Annotated in this window: 20 protein-coding genes; 18 read left to right on the top strand and 2 right to left on the bottom strand. The window is 72.5% G+C overall.

Translation table 11 applies throughout. From position 1 onward, the window contains the following. Positions 1-55 precede the first annotated feature (55 nt). The gene (locus ABD352_RS38225) at positions 56-742 is read right to left on the bottom strand and encodes an IclR family transcriptional regulator (RefSeq protein ID WP_344617442.1); all 687 of its coding nucleotides are present in this window, start codon (positions 740-742) and stop codon (positions 56-58) included. Positions 743-886: 144 nt separating this feature from the next. Between ABD352_RS38225 and ABD352_RS38220 the strand changes: the two genes are divergently transcribed. The 12 genes from ABD352_RS38220 to dmpG all read left to right on the top strand — a co-directional run bounded on the left by ABD352_RS38220 (position 887) and on the right by dmpG (position 14,316). Next, positions 887-1,825, top strand: coding sequence for a 3-carboxyethylcatechol 2,3-dioxygenase (locus ABD352_RS38220; protein ID WP_344617441.1), 939 nt, complete (start codon positions 887-889; stop codon positions 1,823-1,825). A gap of 123 nt (positions 1,826-1,948) precedes the next feature. Next, positions 1,949-3,583: a bifunctional 3-(3-hydroxy-phenyl)propionate/3-hydroxycinnamic acid hydroxylase gene (locus ABD352_RS38215; RefSeq protein ID WP_344617440.1), complete on the top strand. Its 1,635-nt coding sequence runs from the start codon at positions 1,949-1,951 to the stop codon at positions 3,581-3,583. Beyond that, a complete protein-coding gene (locus ABD352_RS38210) occupies positions 3,576-5,270 on the top strand; it encodes an FAD-binding protein (RefSeq protein ID WP_344617439.1) in 1,695 nt (564 codons plus the stop codon). The genes ABD352_RS38215 and ABD352_RS38210 overlap by 8 nt, the downstream gene beginning before the upstream one ends. Continuing rightward, positions 5,267-6,100, top strand: coding sequence for a coniferyl-alcohol dehydrogenase (locus tag ABD352_RS38205; RefSeq protein ID WP_344617438.1), 834 nt, complete (start codon positions 5,267-5,269; stop codon positions 6,098-6,100). The genes ABD352_RS38210 and ABD352_RS38205 overlap by 4 nt, the downstream gene beginning before the upstream one ends. Continuing rightward, positions 6,097-6,960, top strand: coding sequence for a branched-chain amino acid ABC transporter permease (locus ABD352_RS38200; RefSeq protein WP_344617437.1), 864 nt, complete (start codon positions 6,097-6,099; stop codon positions 6,958-6,960). Before ABD352_RS38205 ends, ABD352_RS38200 begins: the two co-directional genes overlap by 4 nt. Next, positions 6,957-8,783 (top strand): branched-chain amino acid ABC transporter ATP-binding protein/permease, encoded by a 1,827-nt coding sequence (locus ABD352_RS38195; RefSeq protein ID WP_344617436.1) that lies wholly within the window; start codon positions 6,957-6,959, stop codon positions 8,781-8,783. Before ABD352_RS38200 ends, ABD352_RS38195 begins: the two co-directional genes overlap by 4 nt. After that, positions 8,780-9,499 (top strand): ABC transporter ATP-binding protein, encoded by a 720-nt coding sequence (locus tag ABD352_RS38190; protein WP_344617435.1) that lies wholly within the window; start codon positions 8,780-8,782, stop codon positions 9,497-9,499. Before ABD352_RS38195 ends, ABD352_RS38190 begins: the two co-directional genes overlap by 4 nt. A 35-nt stretch (positions 9,500-9,534) precedes the next feature. Next, positions 9,535-10,746, top strand: a complete 1,212-nt coding sequence (locus ABD352_RS38185; RefSeq protein WP_344617434.1) for an ABC transporter substrate-binding protein — start codon at positions 9,535-9,537, stop codon at positions 10,744-10,746. Between the two features lies 1 nt (position 10,747). Then, positions 10,748-11,605, top strand: coding sequence for an alpha/beta fold hydrolase (locus tag ABD352_RS38180; protein WP_344617433.1), 858 nt, complete (start codon positions 10,748-10,750; stop codon positions 11,603-11,605). Beyond that, positions 11,602-12,384 carry a 2-keto-4-pentenoate hydratase gene (locus ABD352_RS38175; RefSeq protein WP_344617432.1) on the top strand — a complete coding sequence of 261 codons (783 nt, stop codon included), beginning with the start codon at positions 11,602-11,604 and terminating at the stop codon, positions 12,382-12,384. The genes ABD352_RS38180 and ABD352_RS38175 overlap by 4 nt, the downstream gene beginning before the upstream one ends. A 10-nt stretch (positions 12,385-12,394) precedes the next feature. Then, positions 12,395-13,315, top strand: a complete 921-nt coding sequence (locus ABD352_RS38170; RefSeq protein ID WP_344617431.1) for an acetaldehyde dehydrogenase (acetylating) — start codon at positions 12,395-12,397, stop codon at positions 13,313-13,315. After that, a complete protein-coding gene (dmpG, locus tag ABD352_RS38165; protein ID WP_344617430.1) occupies positions 13,312-14,316 on the top strand; it encodes a 4-hydroxy-2-oxovalerate aldolase in 1,005 nt (334 codons plus the stop codon). The genes ABD352_RS38170 and dmpG overlap by 4 nt, the downstream gene beginning before the upstream one ends. A gap of 76 nt (positions 14,317-14,392) precedes the next feature. Here dmpG and ABD352_RS38160 read toward each other — a convergent pair whose 3' ends face one another. Further along, positions 14,393-15,544, bottom strand: coding sequence for a Gfo/Idh/MocA family protein (locus ABD352_RS38160; RefSeq protein WP_344617429.1), 1,152 nt, complete (start codon positions 15,542-15,544; stop codon positions 14,393-14,395). A gap of 399 nt (positions 15,545-15,943) precedes the next feature. Between ABD352_RS38160 and ABD352_RS38155 the strand changes: the two genes are divergently transcribed. The 6 genes from ABD352_RS38155 (at position 15,944) to ABD352_RS38130 (ending at position 22,171) form a co-directional block, all read left to right on the top strand. After that, positions 15,944-17,122 (top strand): cupin domain-containing protein, encoded by a 1,179-nt coding sequence (locus ABD352_RS38155; RefSeq protein ID WP_344617428.1) that lies wholly within the window; start codon positions 15,944-15,946, stop codon positions 17,120-17,122. 121 nt (positions 17,123-17,243) lie between these two features. Then, complete coding sequence (locus tag ABD352_RS38150) at positions 17,244-17,696, top strand: hypothetical protein (RefSeq protein WP_344617427.1); 453 nt, start codon at positions 17,244-17,246, stop codon at positions 17,694-17,696. Between the two features lie 50 nt (positions 17,697-17,746). Then, on the top strand, positions 17,747-18,517 hold the full coding sequence (locus tag ABD352_RS38145; protein ID WP_344617426.1) for an AraC family transcriptional regulator: 771 nt from the start codon (positions 17,747-17,749) through the stop codon (positions 18,515-18,517). 4 nt (positions 18,518-18,521) lie between these two features. Then, on the top strand, positions 18,522-19,859 hold the full coding sequence (locus tag ABD352_RS38140) for a hypothetical protein (RefSeq protein ID WP_344617425.1): 1,338 nt from the start codon (positions 18,522-18,524) through the stop codon (positions 19,857-19,859). Next, the gene (locus ABD352_RS38135; protein WP_344617424.1) at positions 19,856-19,978 is read left to right on the top strand and encodes a hypothetical protein; all 123 of its coding nucleotides are present in this window, start codon (positions 19,856-19,858) and stop codon (positions 19,976-19,978) included. Before ABD352_RS38140 ends, ABD352_RS38135 begins: the two co-directional genes overlap by 4 nt. A gap of 309 nt (positions 19,979-20,287) precedes the next feature. Next, positions 20,288-22,171, top strand: a complete 1,884-nt coding sequence (locus tag ABD352_RS38130; RefSeq protein WP_344617423.1) for a sensor histidine kinase — start codon at positions 20,288-20,290, stop codon at positions 22,169-22,171. Positions 22,172-22,173: the final 2 nt, after the last annotated feature.

Below are 22,173 nucleotides of genomic sequence, written 5' to 3'. Positions count from 1 at the left end.
ATCGAGGTTCGGGCGCGTCGCGGGGCCGTTGGCGCGGCTGGGGCGATGACCTCGGCTACTCGCTGAGGGCCTCGCCGACCTGGCGGGCGGCGTTGAGGATGAACTTCTCCGCCGCCTTCGCCTGGTCCTCGCGGTGCGTGATGAGGTTGAGGCACGCGCGGGGGTGCGAGTTCGGGATCGGCGCCGCCACCGCGTAGGCGCCCAGCTCGATCTCGCCGGAGCTGGTCGCGTAGCCGCGCTCCCGGGCCCGGGTCACCTCGACCGGCTCCTCCGCGACCTGCGGCCCGGCGGCCAGCAGCGCGTAGCCTGCCGCGCCCCGGTTGATCGGCGTACGCATCCCGGCCTTGAACGCGATGTGGTGCGCCGCCGTCGTCGGCTCGACCAGCTCGATCGACACCGCCTCCGCACCCTCGGCGACGAACAGCGACACGGTGCAGCCGATCTCGTTGGCCACCCCGCGCATGACGGGAATGGCCAGCTCGCGCAGCGTCGGCAGGTAGGCGTCGGCGAGCGTGGCCAGCCGGGACCCGCCCCGGTAGCGCCCGTCGGCGCTCTGGGCGACGAAGCCGAAGTCCGCGAGGGTCTGCAGCAGGCGGTAGGCGATCGAGCGGTGCACGCCGAGCTCGACGGCGAGCTGCTGGCTGGTCATGCCGTCGGGCGAGTCGACCACCGCGAGCAGCGCGCGCAGGCCGCGCGCCAGCGTCTGGCTGCCCACCTGTGGGCGTCCGGTCTGTTCCGCCATCCGCATCCCCCTCGCTCGAAGCAAGCCTATTAACGCATGAGGTGCCCGGTTTTCGCGCATTGACCGGCACACCACCGCTGCGTACGCTGCGCACATATAACGAGCAGGCTCGTGTAAATAACGATACCAGACCGGGAGTATGTCATGACGGTCGCGCTCTGCACGACATCCCACTCGCCACTGATCGGCCTGCACGACCCGCCGCCGGAGGTGCGCGCCGAGGTCGACGGCGTGCTGACGCGGGCCCGGGCCTTCGTCGAGAAGTTCGACCCACAGCTCGTCGTGGTGTTCGCGCCGGACCACTACAACGGCTTCCTCTACGACATGATGCCGCCGTTCTGCGTCGGGGCCGCCGCCAGCTCGGTCGGCGACTACGGGCTACCGGCGGGGCCGCTCGACGTCGACCGGAACGCGGCGTACGCCATCGCGAAGCACGCGCTCGCCGCTGGAGTCGACGTGGCCGTCTCCGAGGACATGCAGGTCGACCACGGGCTCGTGCAGCCGCTGACCTTCCTCTTCGGGTCGCTCACTGCCGTACCCGTGGTGCCGGTCTTCATCAACTGTGTCGCCGAGCCACTCGGGCCGGCCGTGCGGGCCCGGCTGCTCGGCACGGCGGTGGGGGAGGCGGTCCGCGGACTGGACCGCCGGGTGCTCGTCGTCGGCTCGGGCGGGCTGTCGCACGACCCGCCGGTGCCCCGCCTGGCCGAGGCGCCGCCCGAGGTCGTGGAGCGGCTCAAGCGCGGCCGCAACCCGACCCGCGAGCAGCGGGCCCAGCGTGAGTCCGGCACCGTCGCCGCGGCGGCCGACTTCGCGCAGGGGGAGGGGCCGTACCGCCCGCTCAACCCGGACTGGGACGACCTGGTGCTGCGCTCGCTCGCGGCCGGCGACTTCGGCGCGGTCGACGGGCACGACAACGACTGGTTCGTGACCGAGGCGGGGCACTCGGCGCACGAGGTGCGCACCTGGATCGCCGCCTATGCCGCGCTCGCCGCGCAGGGGCCGTACGACGTGCGGTCCAGCTACTACCGGCCCATCCCGGAGTGGTTCGCCGGGTTCGCCACCACCACGGCGCTGCCGCGGTAGCCGCACGTCCGTGACGGGGCCCGGTTCGCTGCGGCGGCCGGGCCCCTGCTGTTGACGTTGCCAATAACGCTCGTTAGTGTGCGACTATCGCAACCACCTGTGCGATAAATACACGAGGTGAAGATGCACGAGACCCCCACCGCCGCACCCCGCGACCGCGTCGACGTCGTCGTCGTCGGCGCCGGGCCCGTCGGGCTGACGCTCGCCAACATCCTCGGTGCGCGCGGCATCGACGTGCTCGTCGTCGACGAGCGAGAGGCGCTGATCGACTACCCGCGGGGCGTCGGCATCGACGACGAGTCGCTGCGAACGTTCCAGTCGATCGGCCTCGTGACCCAGGTGCAGCGGCACACCATCCCGAACCAGATCCTGCGGTTCGTCAACGGCAAGGGCCGGCTGCTCGCCGAGATCGCCCCCAGCGGCAACGACTTCGGCTGGCCGAAGCGCAACGGGTTCGTCCAGCCGCTCGTCGACGCCGAACTGCTCACCGGACTCGCCCGGCACGCGTCGGTCGAGACCGCCTGGCAGGTCCGCATGGAGACCTACGAGGCGGGCGCCGACGCGGTCACGGTCCGCCTGCGCAAGCCGGACGGCTCGGTCCGCGAGGTGCGCACGCGGTACCTCGTGGGCTGCGACGGCGGCCGGAGCATGACCCGGCAGCTGCTCGGCACCACCTTCGACGGCACCACCTCGGAGACCCGCTGGGTCGTCGTCGACATCGAGAACGACCCGCTGGGCTCGCCCAACAGCTACGTGGGCGCCGATCCGGCCCGGCCCTTCGCGTCGATCTCCATCGCGCACGGCATCCGCCGGTTCGAGTTCATGGTGATGGCCGACGAGCCCGACGAGGAGGTCGAGCGGCCGGAGTTCCTGCACCGGCTGCTCGCCCCGTTCGTCCCGCGGCCGGCCGAGGCGCGCATCATCCGCCACCGCGTCTACACGCACCACTCCCGCATCGCCGGGACGTTCCGCCGGGGCCGGGTGCTCATCGCGGGCGACGCGGCCCACCTCATGCCGGTGTGGCAGGGCCAGGGGTACAACAGCGGCATCCGCGACGCGGCGAACCTCGGCTGGAAGCTCGCCGCCGTGGTGTCCGGCGCATGCCACGAGGACCTGCTCGGCACCTACGACGCGGAGCGCCGCGGCCACGCCAAGGCGATGATCGAGCTGTCGACCACGGTCGGGCGGATCATCTCGATCCGCAGCCGCCCGCTCGCCTGGCTGCGCGACCGACTGGCCGGCGCGGCGTCGCTGCTGCCGTCGCTCAAGCGGTACATCGTCGAGATGCGGTTCAAGCCGATGCCGCGGTACGAGAGCGGCGCCATCGTGCCGATCAGCGGGCCGCAGTCGCCGGTCGGGCGGCTGTTCATCCAGCCGCAGGTGCAGACCGCCGACGGCACCGCGCTGCTCGACGACGCGATCGGCGACTGGTTCGCGGTGCTGTGCTGGAACAACGACCCGACCGCGATCCTCGACGACGGCGCGCTGAAGATCTGGCGCGGGCTCGGCGCCCGCCTCGTCGCGATCGTGCCGAGGGCCCAGCTGGGCCGCGCCGCATTCCCGCCCGAGGTCCTCGTGGTCGGCGACCTCGGCCGGCTCAAGACCTGGTTCGACGCGCACACCGAGTCGGTCGTGTTCCTGCGCCCCGACCGCTGCGTGGCCGCCGCGTCGATCGCGCAGCAGGCGTCGGACGTGTCGCGCAGGCTCGCGGCCGCCCTGGCCCTCAACGAGCGGGTGGAGGTGGGCGAGCATGCCTGACGACCGCTTCGACCACACCGTCGACGTCCTCGTCGTCGGCTCCGGGGCCGGCGGCCTGACCGCCGCGCTGACCGCCGCCGCGCGGGGCCTCTCGACGCTGGTCGTCGAGAAGGCCGCCCACTTCGGCGGCTCCAGCGCGCTGTCCGGCGGCGGGCTCTGGGTGCCCGGTGCCCCCGCCCAGACCCGGGCCGGCATCCGCCTCGACCCCGAGGCCGTCCTGACCTACCTGCAGAAGATCACGAAGGGCGAGGTGAGCGAGGCCCGGCTGCGGGCGTACCTCGACCACGCCGCCGCCATGCTGACGTTCCTGGAGGGCGCCAGCGAGCACCTGCGGTTCGTCTGGAAGCCCGGCTACCCCGACTACTACCCGGAAACGCCCGGCGGCTCGGCCGAAGGCAGCGTCATCAACATCCCGCCGATCGACCTGCGCACGCTGGGCGCGGACGCTGCGCGGCTGCTGCCGCCGCACGCGGTCGGCCCGAAGGGGTTCTGGATCGGGCCCAACGAGCTCGTCGACTTCTACCGCCTGCGCCAGAGCTGGAAGGGCAAGCAGGTCTTCGTCCGGCTGCTGTGGCGCATGGTGCGCGCCCGGCTGCTCGGCGAGCGGGTCGTCACGATGGGCCAGGCGCTCATGGCCCGGCTGATGCTCGCCTTCCGCGAGCGGGAGCTGCAGCTGTGGCTGGAGTCGCCGATGACGTCGCTCATCACCGACGACACCGGCCGGGTGATCGGCGCCGAGGTCGCCCGCCAGGGCACGGTCACCCGGGTACGGGCCCGCGGCGGGGTGATCCTGGCCTCCGGCGGGTTCGACCACGACCCGCAGCTGCGCCGCACCCACCAGCCGTTCGCCGACCACCGGCTCAGCCTCGGCGCCACCTCCAACACCGGCGACGGCATCGTCGCCGCGCAGGCCGCCGGCGCCGGCACCGCGCTCATGGACAACGCCTGGTGGTACCCGGCGGTCGCCTGGGCACCCGGGCGCGTGCAGTTCAGCCTCAACGAGCGGATGATGCCGGCCCAGTTCATCGTCAACGGCCACGGCGAGCGGTACATCAACGAGGCCGCGCCCTACGAGGACTTCGGCCACGCGATGATCGCCGGTGACCGGCACATCCCGTCGTGGCTCGTCACCGACGACTGGTGCTGGCGGCGGTACGTCGTGTTCGGGCACCTGCCGCTGCCGCGGATCCCGTTCGCGCCGGTGCCGACCGGGCGGAAGCTGCCGAGCTCCTGGCTCGCGTCGGGCTCGGTCGTCACCGGCCGCACCGTCGACGAGCTCGCCACCGCGATGGGCGTCCCGGCCGACCGGATGCGGCACACCACCGAGCGGTACAACACCCTCGCCGCGGCCGGCCGCGACGACGACTTCCACCGCGGCGAAAGCGTCTACGACCGCTACTACAGCGACGTCACGCTGCCGGTGCCCAACCTGCGGCCGCTCGGCCCCGGGCCCTACTACGCCTTCAAGCTGATCCTGTCCGACCTCGGCACCAACGGCGGCGTCGTCACCGACGAGCACGCCCGGGCCCTGCGCGCCGACGGCGCCGTTATCCCCGGCCTCTACGCGACCGGCAACGCCTCGGCCACCATCATGGGCCGCAGCTACGCCGGCGCGGGCGCCACCCTCGGTCCGGCGATGACGTTCGCGTACATCGCCGCCAACGACATCGCCGGGGCCATGTCATGAGCGCCGCCTACGCCGGGCGGCGGGTCGTGGTCACCGGTTGCGCCTCGGGGATCGGCGAGCGCCTCGCCCACCTGCTGCACGAGCGCGGCGCCGAGGTGATCGGCGTCGACATCAGCGCGACGACCGCCCCGGTCGCCCGGTTCGTCACCGCCGACCTCTCCGACTCCGCCTCGACCCGGGCGGCCGCCGAAGCCATCGGCGGGCCGGTCGACGCGTTGTTCAACGTCGCCGGGCTGTCGGGGGCGATCGACCCGGCGCTCGTCGTCGGCGTCAACTTCGCCGGCACCCGGGAGCTGACCGAGCTGCTGCTGCCCCGGATGACGGCCGGCGCGGCGATCGTCACCACCGCGTCCATCGCCGCCTCCCACTACCTGGAGCGGCGCGATCTCGTCGCCGGCCTGCTCGCCACCCGGGACCGGGACGAGGCGACCCGCTGGTGCCGGGAGCACTCCGCGGACATCGGCACCGGGTACTCCGTGTCGAAGGACGCGGTCGTGTGGTACACGATGACGCACGCCGTCCCGCTGGCGGCCCGGGGCATCCGGATCAACTGCGTCGCCCCGGGCCTCACCGCCACCCCGATCCTCGAGGCGTCCCGCGCATCCCGGGGCGAGGCGTTCCTCGACGCCATCCCGAAGCCGCTGGGCCGCGTCGCCGCGCCCGGCGAGCAGGCAGCCGTCCACGCGTTTCTCGGCAGCGACGACGCCGCCTACGTCAGCGGCCAGGTGATCTGGGCCGACGGCGGCTACCTGGCCGGCGTCGCCACCGGGCAACTGCCGCACCGCACCGGCAGCCTCGGCGACCCCGCACCGACTGGAGGACAGCCATGACCGAGATCATCGCCGGGCTCACGACAGGCGCGATCTACGCGATGGTCGCGCTCGGCTACAACGTGACCTACCTGGCGTCCGGCGTGCTCAACTTCGCCCACGCCAACCTCATGGTCGCCGGGATGTTCGTCGCCTACTGGGCGAATAGCATCGGCGGCCTGCCGGTGCCCGTGGTGTTCATCATCGCCTTCGTCCTCGCCGGCCTCGCCGGCCTGGCCGAGGAGCGGTTCGCGATCCGGCCGCTGCGCAACACCAGCGGCAGCGCCGAACTGGTCACGATGATCGGCGTCGCGACCGTCATCACCGGAGTCATCGCCATCATGTTCGGCACCGACCCGCTGCGGGTGCCGTTCTTCGGCCCGGAGCAGCCGGTCGTCGTCCTCGGCGGCCGGGCCCAGCCCCTCGACCTGATCATCGTCGGCGTCGCCGTCGCGCTCGCGGTCGTGCTGCACCTCGTCACCCACCGCACCCGGATCGGCCTCGCCGCCCTGGCGCAGACCGACGACCGCGAGGCGGCCCAGCTGCGCGGCATCAACGTCGGCGGACTGTCGATGTGGGGGTTCGCGGCCGCGGCGGCCGCCGGCGGCCTGCTCGGGCCGCTGCTGGTCGCCAAGACGTTCGCCGTCACCTCCCTCGCGCTGCTGCTGGCCGTCAAAGGCTTCGTCGTGCTGGTCCTCGGCGGGGTCGGCAGCCACCGCGGGGTGCTCGTCGCCGCCCTCGGCATCGGGCTCATCGAGGCGTTCGGCGCCCGCTACATCGGCCCCCTCTACCGCGACGTCGTCGTCTTCGTCGTGTTCGCGATCGTCCTGCTGGCGCTGCCGCACGGGCTCTTCGGTGATCGGAAGGTGAGAGCGGTATGACGCAGGGAACGGCCATCCGGCCGCTGACCGGCGCGTGGATCGTCGCCGTCGGGGTGCTCGCCGCCCTGCCGTGGCTCGGCGCGAGCGGCGCCACGCTGCGGCTCGTCACGCTCGTCGCGATCCTCGCCCTCGTGGTGAGCGGGCTGAACCTCACCCTCGGCTACGCCGGCGAGCTCGCCCTGGCCCAGGTGCCGATCTACGCGGCCGGCGCCTACGTCACCGGCTACCTCGCCACCGCCGTCATCAACGACCTGCTCGTCACGATGCTCGCCGCGATCGCCGTCGCCGTCGTCGTCGGCGTGGTCACCGGCCTGCCCGGCCTGCGCCTCGGCGGCTGGACCCTGGCCATCACGTCGTTCTTCGTCGTCCTGCTCATCCCGTCGATCGTCGCCGCGTTCGGCGACCACCTCGGCGGCTACGAGGGAATGATCGGCATCCCGGCACCGGCGTTGCTCGGCACCGACCTGGAGCCGGACGCGTTCTACGTCGTGGTCATCGCCGTCACCGCGCTGTGGTTCCTGGTCTTCCGCAACATCGCGGTGTCCCGGCACGGCGCGCGGCTGCTCGTGCTCAAGCAGAGCCCGATCCTCGCCGCCGCCGTCGGCACGTCGCCGCACGGCACCAAGATGACCGCGTACGCGATCGGCGCCGTCCCCGCCGGGATCGCCGGCTGCTTCGCGGCCTACCTCGACGCCTACCTGTCGCCGGTGACGTTCGGCCTGGAACTGTCGATCGTCATCCTGGCCGCCGGCATCCTCGGGGGATCGGCCAGTGTCTACGGGGCGCTCATCGGCGCGGCCGTGATGCAGGTCGGGCCGATGCGGATCGCCGTCTTCGACAAGTACTCCCTCGTGGCCTACGGCGTGTTCCTCGTCGTCGGCGGGCTGCTGCTGCGCAACGGCCTGGCCGGCCTCACCCACCGGCTCTGGCGGCGGGTCCGCGGGCGCACGACGCCGCCCGCCGCGTCCGCCGGCCCGCTCGGCGAGGACCTCGTCGACCTGCCCGCCGTCGAGGGCCAGGCGCTCGCCGTGCGCGGGGTGACCCGGCGCTTCGGCGGGAACCTCGCGGTCGACGACGTGTCCTTCGACGCGCGGCCCGGCCAGATCACCGCGCTCGTCGGGCCCAACGGCTCCGGCAAGACCACGATCATGAACCTGATCTCCGGCTACTACACCCCGGACGCCGGCACGATCACGCTCGGCGACCAGGTCATCTCGGGCCTGCCGGCGCACCGGGTCGCCCGGCGCGGGGTCGGGCGCACGTTCCAGACGCCGCTCATCCCGCAGGGCCTCACCGTGCAGGACACCCTCGTCACCGGCCGGCTCGGCAGCCATCCCGTGTCGCTGCTCGCCACGGCGCTGCGCCTGCCCCGGCACTGGAAGGCGCTGGCCGAGGAGCGGCGCACCAGCCGGGAGATCATGCGGGCCCTCGGCCTGGACCGGCACGCCGGCACCCCGGCCGCCGACCTGGCCCTCGGCACCCGCCGGATGCTCGAACTGGGCCGGGCGATCGCCGGCGGCAGCGCCCTGGTCCTGCTCGACGAGGTCGCGTCCGGCCTCGACGAGGACGACATCCACGGCCTCGTGCGCGTGCTGGACAAGATGCGCGCCGCCGGCATCACCGTGGTCCTCGTCGAGCACAACTTCTCGCTCGTCAAGGCGGTCGCCGACACCGTCGTCGTGCTGGCCGAGGGCCGGGTCCTCGCCGTCGGCACCCCCGCCGAGATCGCCACCGACGACACCGTCGTGCGGACCTACCTCGGCGAGGGCGGCGACATCACCGGCACCCGGATCCTCGACTCGGAGAAGGCGGCCAAGGCATGAGCACCCTCGAACTGCGGCAGGTCGCCTGCGGCTACGGCGACCTGCGGGTCGTCACCGACGCCACACTCGAGGTCGAAGCCGGCTCGGTCACCGCGCTGCTCGGCCGCAACGGCGCCGGCAAGACCACCACACTGCGGGCCGTCGCCGGGCTCAACAAGATCACGTCGGGCGCCGCCACGCTCGACGGCACCGACCTCGGCCCGCTGCCCGCCTACCGCCGCGCCCGCGCCGGCATCGCCTACGTGCAGGAGGGCAAGCGGATCTTCCGGTCCCGCACCGTCGAGGAGAACCTGCTGCTCGGCACCTACGCCGGACAGAGTACGGCGCGCGGGCGCGAGCTCATGGCGCAGATGTACGAGCGGTTCCCCCTGCTGGCCGAGCGGCGCAAGCTGCGCGCCGCCCAGCTCAGCGGCGGCCAGCAGCAGATGCTGGCCATCGCCCAGGCACTCATCGCCGACCCCCGCGTCCTGCTGCTCGACGAACCGTCCGCCGGCCTGGCACCGGCGATCGTCGGGCAGGTCCTCGACGTGATCCGCGACCTGCGCACCCGCGGGCTCGCCATCCTGCTCGTCGAACAGGCGGTGGAGTTCGCGCTCGCCGCCGCCGACCGGGTCGTGGTGCTCAACCTCGGCCGCACCGTCTATTCGGGTCAAGCCACCGACCCGGGCCTCCGCGAGGCGATCCGGCGGGCCTACATGGCCGAAGAACTCGCGTGACCCATACACCCCTTCCGACCGAAAGAGGCACTGCCATGCCGTTACCTGGAACACCCCGCCGCGCCCTGCTCGCCGCCGGTGCCGCACTCGTCCTGCTCGCCGCGGGCTGCGGCAAGGACGAGGGCGCCAAGGGCAGCACCGAGAACTTCGACGTGCTGTTCATCGGCGGCGTCACCGGCCCCGCCGCGACGACCGTCGCCGCGACCACCAAGGCGCTCGACGCCGCGGCCAAGTCCATCAACGAGAACGGCGGCATCAAGGGCCGCAACGTGGTCATCAAGGTCAAGGACTCGCAGGGCGACGCGCGGCGCGCCGTGAGCCTGCTGCAGGAGGAGCTGTCCGGCAAGGACCTGCCCGACGTCGTCATCCCGAGCGGCACCAGCGCCGAGGCCCTCGCCATGGTGCCCCTGCTGAGCCGCAGCAAGGTCGTGTCGATCGCGTTCGGGGCCAGCCCGCTGCTCAACGACCCCCAGAAGTACCCCTACCACTTCCAGAGCGTGCCGAACAGCGCCGCCCAGCTGACCGGCCTGCGCAAGCATCTCGAGGAGAAGGGCGCCAAGAAGCTCGGCCTGCTCGTGTCGCAGGACGAGTACGGCAAGGGCGTCGTGTCGGCGGTCAAGTCGCAGCTGGAGGGCTCGGGCATCGAGGTGAAGAACTTCGAGTTCGTCCCCACCGACATCGACCTGTCGGTCTCCTACCGGCGGATGCTCGACGCCAACCCCGACGTCGTCTACATCGACACCACCGGCGACGCCGCCGTGCGGCTGCTGCAGGCCCGCGTGCAGACCGGCGCGGTGTCGGTCCCGACGATCGCCGGCAGCGGCATGTCGCTCACCGCGGGCGGCCCCTTCAAGTACGGCTCTCCGGAGGCGAACAAGAACCTGGAGATCCTCGTGTTCAAGGTCGAGGTCGCGGTGCCGGAGGCGCAGCAGCCGAAGGTGTTCAAGGACTTCATCACGCGGTACTCCGGCGGCCAGCCCATCCAGAACAGCCTCTCCACGCCGGCCCTCGCCTGGGACGAGCTGCGGCTGATCGCGGCCGCGGCGTCGCAGGACGGCGCCCTCGCCGACCTGCCCGGCTCGCTCGTCAAGGCCGTCTACAACCTCAAGGTCGACGACGGCTACTGGCTGACCGAGAAGCAGTACACGTACTCCGCCGACAAGCACACCCCGACCCCGACGCCGGACGACTTCCCGTTCATCCCGTCCGCCGCCCAGGTCAACGGCCAGTACCAGGTGGGCTCCTGACATGACGCTCTGGACCGACCTGGCGCTGACCACGCTGACCACCTTCCGCGTCCACACCGTGCAGGTCGGTCCCTGGTCGACCCGGGTGCTGGAGGCCGGCACCGGCCAGCCGCTCGTGCTCATGCACGGCACCGGCGGCCACCTGGAGGCGTACGCGCGCAACGTGCCGGCCCTCGCCGAACGGTTCCGGGTCGTCGCCTACGACTTCCCGGGCCACGGCCGCACCACGCTCGCCACCCGGGACCTGGAGATCGCCGACTACGTCGGGCACCTCCTCGGACTGCTCGACGCGCTCGGCATCGAGCGCGCCCACCTCAGCGGCGAGTCGCTGGGCGGATGGGTCGCTGTGAAGTTCGCGGCGGCCCATCTGGACCGGGTCGGCCGCCTGGTGCTGAACACGCCCGGCGGCACCATGGCGACCCCCGAGGTGATGGAGCGAATCCGGACGCTCAGCCAGGAGGCGGCCGACGACCCGACGCCGGAGCGCATCCGGGCCCGGCTGAACTGGCTCATGGCCGACCCCGGCTCGGTGACCGACGAGCTCGTGGCGATCCGGCGGGCCATCTACGCCCAGCCCGGGTTCGCCACCTCGATGCGGCACCTGCTCTGCCTGCAGGACCCGCAGGTGCGCCGGCGCAACCTCATCACCCCGGACGAGCTGGCGTCGGTGACGGCGCCGGCCGTGGTGGTCTGGACCAGCGACGACCCGTCAGGGCCGGCCGCCGCCGGCATGGCGATGGCCGAGCAGCTGCCGCACGGCACGTTCGCGCTCATCGACCGGGCCGGCCACTGGCCGCAGTGGGAGCAGCGCGCGGCGTTCGACCGCGTCGTCCTCGACCACCTCCTGGTGGCCGCATGAACCGGCAGGTCGTGGCGGCCGCCGACCGGCTCGACCGGGCGGCCGCCGACGGGGTGCCCTGCGCGCCGGTCGCCGACCTGATCGGCCCGACCGACGTCGACGCCGCCTACGCCGTGCAGTCGCTGCTCACCGCGCGGCGGCTGGCCCGCGGCGCGCGGATCGTCGGCAAGAAGATCGGCCTCACCTCCGAGGCCGTCCAGCGGCAGATCGGCGTCGACCGGCCCGACTTCGGGGTGCTCTTCGACGACATGCGCTTCGGCAACGGATCCGCGGTACCGCTGGAATCCCTCCTGCAGCCGAAGGCCGAGGCCGAGATCGCGTTCGTGCTCGGGGCCGACATCACCGAAGACGACCCGGCGGCGGTGCGGGCGGCGGTGGACCACGCCGTCGCCGCGCTCGAGGTCGTCGACAGCCGGATCGCCGACTGGCGCATCGGCATCACCGACACCGTCGCCGACAACGCCTCCAGCGGCGTCTTCGTGCTCGGCGACACCCCGCTGCGGCTGGCCGAGTTCACGCCCGCCGACGTGCCGATGCGCATGTACCGCAACGGCACCCTGGCCAGCGAGGGCGACGGCCGGGCCTGCCTCGGCGATCCGCTCAACGCCCTGACCTGGCTCGCCCGTACCGCGATCACCCTCCAAGCGCCGCTGCGCCGCGGCGACATCGTGCTCTCCGGCGCCCTCGGGCCCATGGTCCCCGTCGGCGACGGCGACCGGTTCGAGGCAGAGATCGGCCCGCTCGGTCGCGTGTCCGCGACGTTCTCGAAGAAAGGCTGACAAGGCTCACATGGTGCATCACGTGGCGATCATCGGGTCGGGCAACATCGGCACCGACCTGATGATCAAAATCAAGCGCGCCCGGGGACCGCTGGAGGTGGCGGCCATGGTCGGCATCGACCCGGCGTCCGACGGCCTGGCCCGGGCGCGGCGCATGGGCGTCGCCACCACCGCCGAGGGCGTCGACGGGCTGATCCGGATGCCCGAGTTCGAGAAGGTCGGGATCGTGCTCGACGCGACCAGCGCCGCCGCGCACGTCGCCAACGCGGCGGCGCTCGCCCCGTACGGCCGGCGGATCGTGGACCTGACGCCGGCCGCGCTCGGGCCGTTCGTGATCCCGCCGGTGAACCTCGACGAGCACCTGTCCGCCCCGAACATCAACATGGTCACCTGCGGCGGCCAGGCGACGGTGCCGATCGTCGCCGCCGTCGCACGGGTCACGCCGGTCGCCTACGCCGAGATCGTCGCCACCGTCGCGTCGCGGTCGGCTGGTCCCGGTACCAGAGCGAACATCGACGAGTTCACCGAGACCACGGCGCACGCGATCGAGTCCGTTGGCGGGGCCCGCCGGGGCAAGGCCATCATCATCCTCAACCCGGCCGACCCGCCGCTGATCATGCGGGACACCGTGCTGTGCCTGATCGGCGACGCCGACCATGCCGAGGTCCGCGAGTCGGTCGAGCGGATGGTCGCGGAGGTCGCCGCATACGTGCCCGGGTACCGGCTCAAGCAGGCGGTGCAGTTCACCCCCGTCGACCCGGCCGAGGTTCGGCTCCTCGTCCCGGACGACGCCGACGTCCGGTGGAAGGTCAGCGTGTTCCTGGAGGTCGAGGGGGCCGCGCACTACCTGCCGGCGTACGCGGGCAACCTCGACATCATGACGTCGGCGGCCATGCGGGTCGCCGAGCGCATCGCGGAGGTGTCGGCGTGACCTCGATCTATCTCCAGGACGTCACACTGCGGGACGGGATGCACGCCATCCGGCACCGCATCACGCCGGAGCGGGTCGGCGCGATCGTCGCCGCCCTGGACCGGGCCGGCGTCGCCGCGATCGAGGTGACCCACGGCGACGGGCTCGCCGGGTCCAGCCTCACCTACGGCCCGGGCAGCCACACCGACTGGGAGTGGATCGACGCCGCGGTCGCCGCCGCGTCCCGGGCCACGATCACCACCCTGCTGCTGCCGGGCGTCGGCACCGTCGCCGACCTGCGCGAGGCGCACGCCCGCGGAGTCACCTCGGTGCGGGTCGCCACGCACTGCACCGAGGCCGACGTCTCCGCGCAGCACATCGCGGCCGCCCGCGACCTCGGCATGGACGTGTCCGGCTTCCTCATGATGAGCCACATGCTGCCACCGGCCGAGCTCGCCGCGCAGGCCCGGCTGATGGAGTCCTACGGCGCGCACTGCGTCTACATCACCGACTCCGCCGGCCGGCTGACCACCGAGGACGTGCGGCTGCGCGTCCGGGCCTACCGCGAGGTGCTCGGCGCCGGCACGCAGATCGGCATCCACGCCCACGAGAACCTGTCGCTGTCGGTCGCCAACTCGCTCGCCGCGGTCGAGGAGGGGGTGTACCGCGTGGACGCGTCCCTGGCGGGCCAGGGCGCGGGTGCGGGCAACTGCCCCATCGAGCCGTTCGTCGCCGTGGCCACGCTGCGCGGCTGGGAGCTGGGCTGCGACCTGATGGCGCTGGAGGACGCGGCCGACGACCTGGTGCGGCCGCTGCAGGACCGGCCGGTGCGGGTCGACCGCGAGACACTCACGCTGGGCTTCGCGGGCGTGTACTCCAGCTTCCTCCGCCACGCCGAGGCTGCGGCGGCCACCTATGGCGTCGACCCGCGCCGCCTGCTCGTTGAGGCGGGCCGGCGCAAGCTGGTCGGCGGTCAGGAGGACATGCTCGTGGACATCGCGCTGGAGCTGACGTCGCGCTAGGTTCTGGACCGCCCGGGCGCTGGCCGGCCCGGGCGGCCTGGCCGAGGAGGACGTCGAGTGCCCGGCCGCTGTTTGCCTAGGCTCCCCGCTCTGCGAGCGTGACCTTCCGGCCGGTCCGGGCCGCCTGCCGGATCTGCTCCAGCATGCGATGGCGCCGGACGGCGTGCTCGAAGCCGGGAACGCCGTCCGTGTCCGGCGGGAGGCTTCCGGTGATCTGGTCGCGCAGCAGCGCGTACGCGTGAGCGACGTTGTAGGCGGGCTCGGCGGACCGCCCGGTCCATTGCGGGAGTGACCGCTCGTAGTGGGCGGGAACCGGAAGTTCGGTCAACCCGCCGCCGTTTCCCCGGGTGCCGTACAGCCGCAGGCGACCCCCGAACAGACTACGGTCGGCCTTGACGACGAGATCGCCCTGCGTGCCGTTGATCTCCCAGTGAAACCTGGTCGCGGAGGGCATGCCACCGCGGAAATGCATTGCCGCCACGGCCCCCGACTCGAGCAGACCGGTGACGGCGACCTGGTCCTCGGTGTGCTTGGGCGCGACCGCCCCGCTCGTCGCGTGCGTGACCTCGGGACACAGATTCTCGATGTGCGCCGATACCTCACGGAACTCGCCGAGCACCATGGCCAGCGCGTCGACCGAGTGCCCGAAGGGAATCGACAACAGCGTCGCGCCGTTCCCGGCGTACAGCACGTACGCATGGCCGTCGTCGTAGGTGGCGCCCCAGGCCCCGCCCGACCCGAGCATGCTGGTCGACAGCACCCGGCCCACGTAGCCCTCGGCGACCAGATCCCGCAGATAGCGAAGCGGCGGAGCCGACCGGGCCTGCAGGCCGACAGCCGTCAGCAGCCCCCTGCGGTGCGCAAGGCCGGCCAACTCCTCGGCCTGCGCGAGGTCGACACCGAGCGGCCACTCGCTCAACACCGGGTTTCCCGCTTCGAGCGCAGGTCGGATGAGCTCCAGGTGCTGCGGAACCTTCACCGTCACCACCACGAGATCGACTTCCGCGTGGCGGGCCATCTCCGCTGCACTGCTGAAGGTCAGCGGCACCGCGTACTTCTCGCCGGCCGCCCGCGCCGACTCGATGCTGCTGGCAGCGAGGGCCCGCAAGTCGTAGCCGTCGAGCCCGGCCAGCGCCGGCACATGGGCGGAGGCCGCCCACCCGCCGCTCGCGCTCAGCCCTACGACACCGACGCGAATCGGCTGCTGGTGCGAAGCGGTGGATGTCATGGGTATGCACCTCCGTGTTCGTGGTCGCCCGTTCGATCAGCTCCAAACCCGAGCCGGCAATTCCCGTGCTCCCGATTCTCCGGCGGCTTGGTGCCCACGTGCACGGTCAGACCGCAGTTGCGCAACGCCTCGTACGGCGGCCGCCTGCAGGTTCACGACGGTCGGCGCGCCGGAGGTGTGCCTTCTCAGGACGTCGTGGCAGGAGTTCCCCCTCACCGGACGCTCAACCGCGCTCATGAAAGTCGGAAGCCTGACGGCATCGATGCCGGTCGGTCCAGGCGCTGCGAACCTCGGTTCCGGGCCATCGCGGCATCGGACTTGGGTCACGCGGGCCGGGCGCCGCCGTCGCGTACCTACGTTGGAGGTTCAGGCAACCGCGGAACTTCAGGAGGACTCGTCATGACGCAGGTCAAGAGCCCGCCTCACCCCATCCGGGAGTCCGACGGCAAGGGATGGCTGGACCTCGGCCCCCGGGACATCCGGCGCGACCAGGAGAACCCGGACATCTTCATCCCGCCGGCCACCGACAATGGCACGTTCCCCAACATGCGGTACTCCTTCTCCGACGCGCACCAGCGCCTGGAGAACGGAGGGTGGGCCCGCGAGGTGACCAACCGCGAGATCCCGGCGTCGCTCGACCTGGCCGGCGTGAACATGGCGCTGGAGCCGGGGGCCTACCGCGAGCTGCACTGGCACAAGGAGGCCGAGTGGGGGCTCGTGCTCGTTGGCAGTTGCCGCTTGACGGCGATCGACGAGCAGGGCCGTTCGTTCATCGACGACGTCAAGGCGGGCGACATCTGGAACTTCGAGGCGGGACTGCCGCACTCCATTCAGGGCCTGGAGGACGGCGTCGAGTTCCTGCTGGTGTTCAGCGATCCGGACTTCTCCGAGAACTTCACGTTCCTGCTGTCGGACTGGTTCGCGCACACGCCGCAGGACGTCGTGGCGGCCAACCTGAAGAAGTCGGTGGCCGAGATCGGCGAATTCCCGAAGAAGGAGAAGTACATTTTCCAGGCCGATCTGCCGGGGCCCATCGCCCAGGTCGACCGTCCGGTGCCGCAGGGCAAGGTTCCCTCGCCGTTCACCCTCCACATGGAGGACGTCGAGCCGATCGAGTCCGAAGCGGGGCGGGTGCGGATCGTCGACGTCAACCGGTTCCCGGCGGCGAAGACGATCTCGGCGGCGATCGTCGAGGTCGAGCCGGGCGGCATGCGCGAGCTGCACTGGCACCCGAAGGCCGCGGAGTGGCAGTACTACATCCAGGGCAAGGCCCGGATGACCATCTTCAACTCCAACGGGCTGTCGCGGACGTTCGACTTCACGGCCGGTGACGTGGGCATCGTGCCGCTGGTCGCCGGGCACTACGTGCAGAACATCGGCGACGAGAAGCTGATCTTCATCGAGGTGTTCAAGCACCCGGAGTACTCCGACATCTCCGCCAACAAGTGGCTGGCGTCGAACCCGGCCAAGGTCGTCGCCGATCACCTCGACGTGACCACCCAGTTCGTCGAGTCGCTGCCGCTGGAGGAGACGCCGGCGCCGGTCGTCTGGTACGACCAGTCCAAGGCGCGGCGGTGAGGCCATGGCACGGTACCGGCCATCGCCGGACTTCTCACCTGAGCGTGGCGCCGGGGCGAGATCCGGGGGCAGGCCCCACAGCCCCCGGCGTACGGGCGGCGGGGATCGGTAGGTTCCAAGCGTGACCGAGCCGATTCCTGGGACGACCACGGCGCTCGACGTCGGGGTGACGGCGTGGTCGGCGCCGAACCCCTTCGGTGAGCCCACGGCCTTCGTCATGGTCCACCCGAGCACCGCCCCGGACGACGGGACGTTCGCGGACGCTGTCGAGCACCTCGGGTTGCGGCGGCTGGACGCCGGCCGGGACATCCTGCCGATCGGCACCGACACCCTCTACGCCTCGCTGAAGGCGATGCGGGTCGAGCTCTGCACCCCCGACCGGGTGTGGCTCAGCCATCAGGTCACCGACGAGTGGACCAAGAACGCGATCGGCCGGCGTTACATCGTGCTCGTGATCGGCACCGCACCCCTGTCGGGTGGCGCCGACGCCGACGCCATCTCGGCCTACCTGGCCGACCGCACGAGCGTGTACGCCGCCCTGGTCAAGATCCGGGTGCGCTTCGACCAGGGGTGACCCTCACGGCCGGGCGACATGCACCCGTCCGGGGCGGGTACTGCGGGCCGGTGTGTGCTTCCGATCGCCTCCACGCCGAGTGCTCCATCGTGACCGGCGGGTTCGGCGCGATCACGGGGCTGCTGCTGGGCAGGCCCTCGCGCGAACCGCGGCTGCTGCTCGTCCATCGCCTCGACGAGCGCGACCCCGGCAACCCGGCCGCCGGACCGCCGGGCTCCCTGCTGGTGACGCATCCGCGGGCGGTCCCCCCGGAGTCGCGGGGCGGCCGCACGCTGGCCCTCGCCGCGCCGCTGACGCGGGTGACGAACGCTTCGCTGGCGCCGGCGACGAACCTGCACCAGACCCCTCTCGTGCGCGCGTCGCGCTCGATGATGGCCGGCCTGCTGAACGACCTGGACCACGGCGGCCGCCGGTTCGGGCTCGGCGTCGACGACGTGCTCCTGAGCCTGCTGCGCGGCATCGTGCTCGAACACCCGGACGCGAGCCGTCCGGCGCCGCCGGAGGCGACGATGGCGGCGCGGCTGCGGGCGTTCGTCGAGGCCCGCCATACGGACTCCCGGCTGGACGTTGCGCAGGTCGCCCGCGAGCTGGGGATCTCCCGGCGGCAGCTGCACCGGCACGCCCCGGACGGCGGCGTCGCGGCAATGCTGGCCGAGCGCAGGCTGGCCACGGCCCGCGACCTGCTGGCCGCGCATCGTGCGCTGACCGTGGCCGAGGTCGCCGAGCGGTCGGGGTTCGGCACTGCCTCCCGCTTGCGGGCGCAGCTCGCGCGGCGGGCCGGCGGCACCCCCAAGACCCTTCGCCAAGCGGCATCGGGCTGACGGGATGCGGACGACTGCGGTCCTCGCACCGCCGTTCCGGCTCGACGACGCGGCTCGGGATCGGCTGCACGGTTTGGGCATCTCGGTCCGTGGCGACGGTGCTCACCCGGAGGTCCGGGGCGAGCCGGCCGCGGGCGAGCTGCCCGACCTGGCCGGCGCCATCCGGTTCGGCGCCGCGCACGACGCGCTGGCCGTGGTCGTCGGCGGCGGACGGGATGCGCCCGCATGGCGTACCGGTGGTGCCGGCGGCCTGGCGGCGGCGACGGAGGCATCCGCGGAGTTGGCGAACTCGCGGCTGCTGATGGTCGTGGTCATCCCGGCCACCGTGGCGCCCCGGCCCGGACCGGTGGCCGTGCTCTCCCCGGGCGGATCGGTCTCGACACACGAGCTGTACGTCGGCGCGGCGCTGGCGGCGGCGAGCGGCCGCCGGGTCGAGCACGTCAACGGACGCGGCGCCGCTGCCTCGGCCGCGCAGAGCGGCGTCCCGGCCCGTGCTGGCCTGCGCGCCGCCGTGATGCAGTGGCGCGAGCGCGCCGAGCCCCGCCCGGAGCGGTCCCTGCACAAGCTCTCCGTCCGGCCCGCGGTCATCGTCATGGCGGTCCCGCCCGGATCGGCCGAGGCGCCGGCGGTCATCGCCGCCCACCCCGACGCCGACGTCGTGCTCGTGTTCGACGCCGTACACGCCCGCCACGGCGCCGAGGTGGCGCGACAGGTCGCCTCGCTCATCGAGCTCGCGGTCGGGGTCGGACAAGGGGCCTCGGCCGCCCGGCCCGCCCCGCCGCCTCCGGCGCCGCCGTCCGTCGCTTCACCCGCCGTGCGGGCATCCGACGTCATCCACATCCGGCTCACCGATACGGCGCTGGAGCTCACCAACCGCACGTGCGAGCGGGTGCGGCTGCGGGTCACGCTGGGGTCCGCGGCCGCGCCCGGGGAGCCGCTCGCCGCGTTCGAGATGCTCCTGCGGCCGCAGGAGCGTCACGCCGAGCCGATCACCGCCGCACCCGCCATGGCCGAGCTGACGCCCCCGACGGCGGTACTGCGGCACTGGAGCCACGGATCGGCCGAGGTCTACGAGGGCGGCGAGCGGAGGATCCTCCGGGTCGAGGCCTCCGTGCTCGACCCCGACGACCGCGTGCGCGCCACCCGCACCTACGACGCAACCAACGGGCTCGACTTCTCGGTGACGGCGCGCGATCTCGAAACCCTGCTGGGCCGCCGGGCCGAGCTGTTCGCGGAGGTCCGCCCGCGGGCCGTGCCCGCCCCGGCCCGGGACGTGCTGGCCGCGCTCGAGTCCGCGCTGCGGGTCGGCGCGACCGCTCTGGCCGTCCTGGACCGGCCGTGAGCGCATGGCAGTGGACGACAACGACGCTGTGCGTGCCGATGCATGGGGCCTTTGCGAAGCTGGCCGAAATTGCCGGGTCGCAGCGCGGCGTCGTCGACCGGCGGGCTGGCTACGACTGACCTCCACGCCGCGCGGCCCGCGAGCGTGCCCGGCAGGGAGCCGAGGAGCTGGGCGGCGACGTAGGGCGCGACTGCGGCGCGGGGAGGCCCGAAACGCCACATGGCGAATGAGAAGCACCAGCGACCACCGGCCCACCCACGGCGGCCAGCGCGAACCCCAGATGCCTGACGCCGCCACGGGAGCACTGCAGCCCCATACCGGCGATCGCGTCACCGGCCCGAGCAGGAGAATGGAAATTGCAGGCACGGCGGCGGGGCGAGGTGATCCGACCGTGCCGCAGTACGCGTCCCGGGAGAATGGGGCCGGTTATGGAGGCTTGGCTGGTGCGGGCGAAGCCCCCGCCGCTTGCGCTGGGGATCGCGGCCGGGGCGCTGTTCGTCGTGGTTGAGACGCTGCTGGTGTACGTGTTCGCGCGCGTCGCGTCGCCAGATGCCCTGGTGGTGATCTTCATCCTCGGCGTGCTGGTGGTCTCCTGGATCTGGGGCCTGTGGCTCGCAATGGCGGTGACAGTGGCGAGCGCGGCTACCTACAACATCTTGTACGTCCCGTCCGTTCGCAACCTCGACATCACGAACGCCGAGGAGTGGGTGGAACTCGCGGTGTTTCTCGTGGTGTCGCTGCTGGCCGGCTCGATGGCGCGGCTGGCCCGTGCCCGAGCGGCCGGGCTGGCCGAACGCCGCGAGGAGGCCGACCTCCACGCCGAATTGGCGCACCTCATGCTGGGCGCGGAGGATCTGGGTGCGGTACTGCCAGAGGCTTCGCGCTGCCTGGCGCGGGCAATGCGGCTGCCGTACGCGGCGATCGAGCGCGACGGCGTCCCGGGCGACGAGCCCCGGCTGGCGCTCCCGCTGCGCTACGGCGCCCGCACCAGCAACCTCATCCTTCCCCCCGACCTGCCGGAGCCGATCCAGCGGCGGCTGCGCGAAGGAGTGGTGCCGGGCCTGGAGCGGCTGCTCGTGACCGCGATCGACCGTGAGGAGATCGGCATCTCCCTCCGGGCGAGCCAGGACGAGCTGCGCGCGCTCGCGACTGAGCAGGCGAGCTTGCGGCGGGTCGCGGTACTCGTCGCGCGTGGTGAGCCGCCAGCCGGCGTCGTCGCCGCCGTCACCGCCGAGACGGCGTCGCTGCTGGACGCGGACGCCACCATGCTGATGCGCGAGGAGAATCCCGGCACCGCCACCGTCGTCGCCGAGCACAGCACGGCCGGCGTCGAGCCGTCGCTGGGCCAGCGGCTTGCCGTCGAAGGCGGCGTCACGGAACTGGTACTCCGCTCCTCCCGCCCGGCCCGCGTGGACAGTTACGACGGTCGCCGCGGCGCGCTCGCCGACGTGGCGCGGGCGCGTGGGTACCACTCGTCGGTCGCCGCGCCGATCACGGTGAGCGGCCACGTGTGGGGCGCGCTCGTGGCGCTGTGGTCGCGGCGCGAACCACCGCCGTCCGGCGCCGAACAGCGGCTGGCGCAGTTCACCGAGCTCCTGGCCACCGCGGTCGCGAACACCGAGAGCCGCAGGCAGCTCAACGCGTCGCGGGCCCGGATCGTCGTCGCCGCCGACGAGGCCCGCCGCGGCATCGAACGCAACCTCCACGACGGCGTACAGCAGCGCCTGGTGGCACTCGGCCTGGAACTTCGCGCAGCGGAGGCATCGCTGCCCGCCGAGTCCGGCGAGCTCAGGGCCCAGCTGTCCCGGACGAGCGAGGGCCTGGCGAACGTCCTCGGTGACCTGCGGGAGATCTCCCGGGGCCTCCACCCGTCCATCCTTTCCCAGGGCGGCCTCATGGCCGCGCTCAAGACGCTTGCCCGTCGAAGTCCCGTCCCGGTCACTGTCAGTCCGGGGCCCAATCGCCGGATGCCCGACTGCGTCGAGGTCGCCGCGTACTACGTCGTATCCGAGGCGCTTACGAACGCCGCCAAGCACGCTGAGGCCTCCGCGGTCGACGTCGACGTGGACATCGCGGTCGACGACACGACCGGGCGGGAGATCCTCGTGGTCGCGGTCCGCGACGACGGTGTCGGGGGAGCGGACCCAGACCTCGGCTCCGGGCTGGTGGGCCTCACCGACCGGGTGGAGGCGCTCGGCGGGCAGCTGCGCTTCTCGAGTCCGGCAGGTCACGGGACATCGGTATCCGCCACACTGCCGATCGACATCGACAGCCAACGGCTTCACGCCGCATCGCAGACGCCCGCTGAGTAAAG

This window comes from Dactylosporangium salmoneum, assembly GCF_039532525.1.
Taxonomy (GTDB): domain Bacteria; phylum Actinomycetota; class Actinomycetes; order Mycobacteriales; family Micromonosporaceae; genus Dactylosporangium; species Dactylosporangium salmoneum.
Note: the sequence above shows the minus strand (reverse complement) of the source record. Positions and strands in the feature narration are given on the sequence as shown.

Bases quoted from the DNA above. Each gene is read 5' to 3' on its own strand.
- ABD352_RS38175 (WP_344617432.1), top strand. From the start codon at position 11,602: ATGAACCGGCAGGTCGTGGCGGCCGCCGACCGGCTCGACCGGGCGGCC.
- ABD352_RS38180 (WP_344617433.1), top strand. From the start codon at position 10,748: ATGACGCTCTGGACCGACCTGGCGCTGACCACGCTGACCACCTTCCGC.
- ABD352_RS38195 (WP_344617436.1), top strand. From the start codon at position 6,957: ATGACGCAGGGAACGGCCATCCGGCCGCTGACCGGCGCGTGGATCGTC.
- ABD352_RS38215 (WP_344617440.1), top strand. From the start codon at position 1,949: ATGCACGAGACCCCCACCGCCGCACCCCGCGACCGCGTCGACGTCGTC.
- ABD352_RS38225 (WP_344617442.1), bottom strand. From the start codon at position 742: ATGGCGGAACAGACCGGACGCCCACAGGTGGGCAGCCAGACGCTGGCG.
- ABD352_RS38130 (WP_344617423.1), top strand. From the start codon at position 20,288: ATGGAGGCTTGGCTGGTGCGGGCGAAGCCCCCGCCGCTTGCGCTGGGG.
- ABD352_RS38205 (WP_344617438.1), top strand. From the start codon at position 5,267: ATGAGCGCCGCCTACGCCGGGCGGCGGGTCGTGGTCACCGGTTGCGCC.
- ABD352_RS38170 (WP_344617431.1), top strand. From the start codon at position 12,395: ATGGTGCATCACGTGGCGATCATCGGGTCGGGCAACATCGGCACCGAC.
- ABD352_RS38160 (WP_344617429.1), bottom strand. From the start codon at position 15,544: ATGACATCCACCGCTTCGCACCAGCAGCCGATTCGCGTCGGTGTCGTA.
- ABD352_RS38155 (WP_344617428.1), top strand. From the start codon at position 15,944: ATGACGCAGGTCAAGAGCCCGCCTCACCCCATCCGGGAGTCCGACGGC.
- ABD352_RS38190 (WP_344617435.1), top strand. From the start codon at position 8,780: ATGAGCACCCTCGAACTGCGGCAGGTCGCCTGCGGCTACGGCGACCTG.
- ABD352_RS38220 (WP_344617441.1), top strand. From the start codon at position 887: ATGACGGTCGCGCTCTGCACGACATCCCACTCGCCACTGATCGGCCTG.
- ABD352_RS38185 (WP_344617434.1), top strand. From the start codon at position 9,535: ATGCCGTTACCTGGAACACCCCGCCGCGCCCTGCTCGCCGCCGGTGCC.
- ABD352_RS38200 (WP_344617437.1), top strand. From the start codon at position 6,097: ATGACCGAGATCATCGCCGGGCTCACGACAGGCGCGATCTACGCGATG.
- ABD352_RS38210 (WP_344617439.1), top strand. From the start codon at position 3,576: ATGCCTGACGACCGCTTCGACCACACCGTCGACGTCCTCGTCGTCGGC.
- ABD352_RS38140 (WP_344617425.1), top strand. From the start codon at position 18,522: ATGCGGACGACTGCGGTCCTCGCACCGCCGTTCCGGCTCGACGACGCG.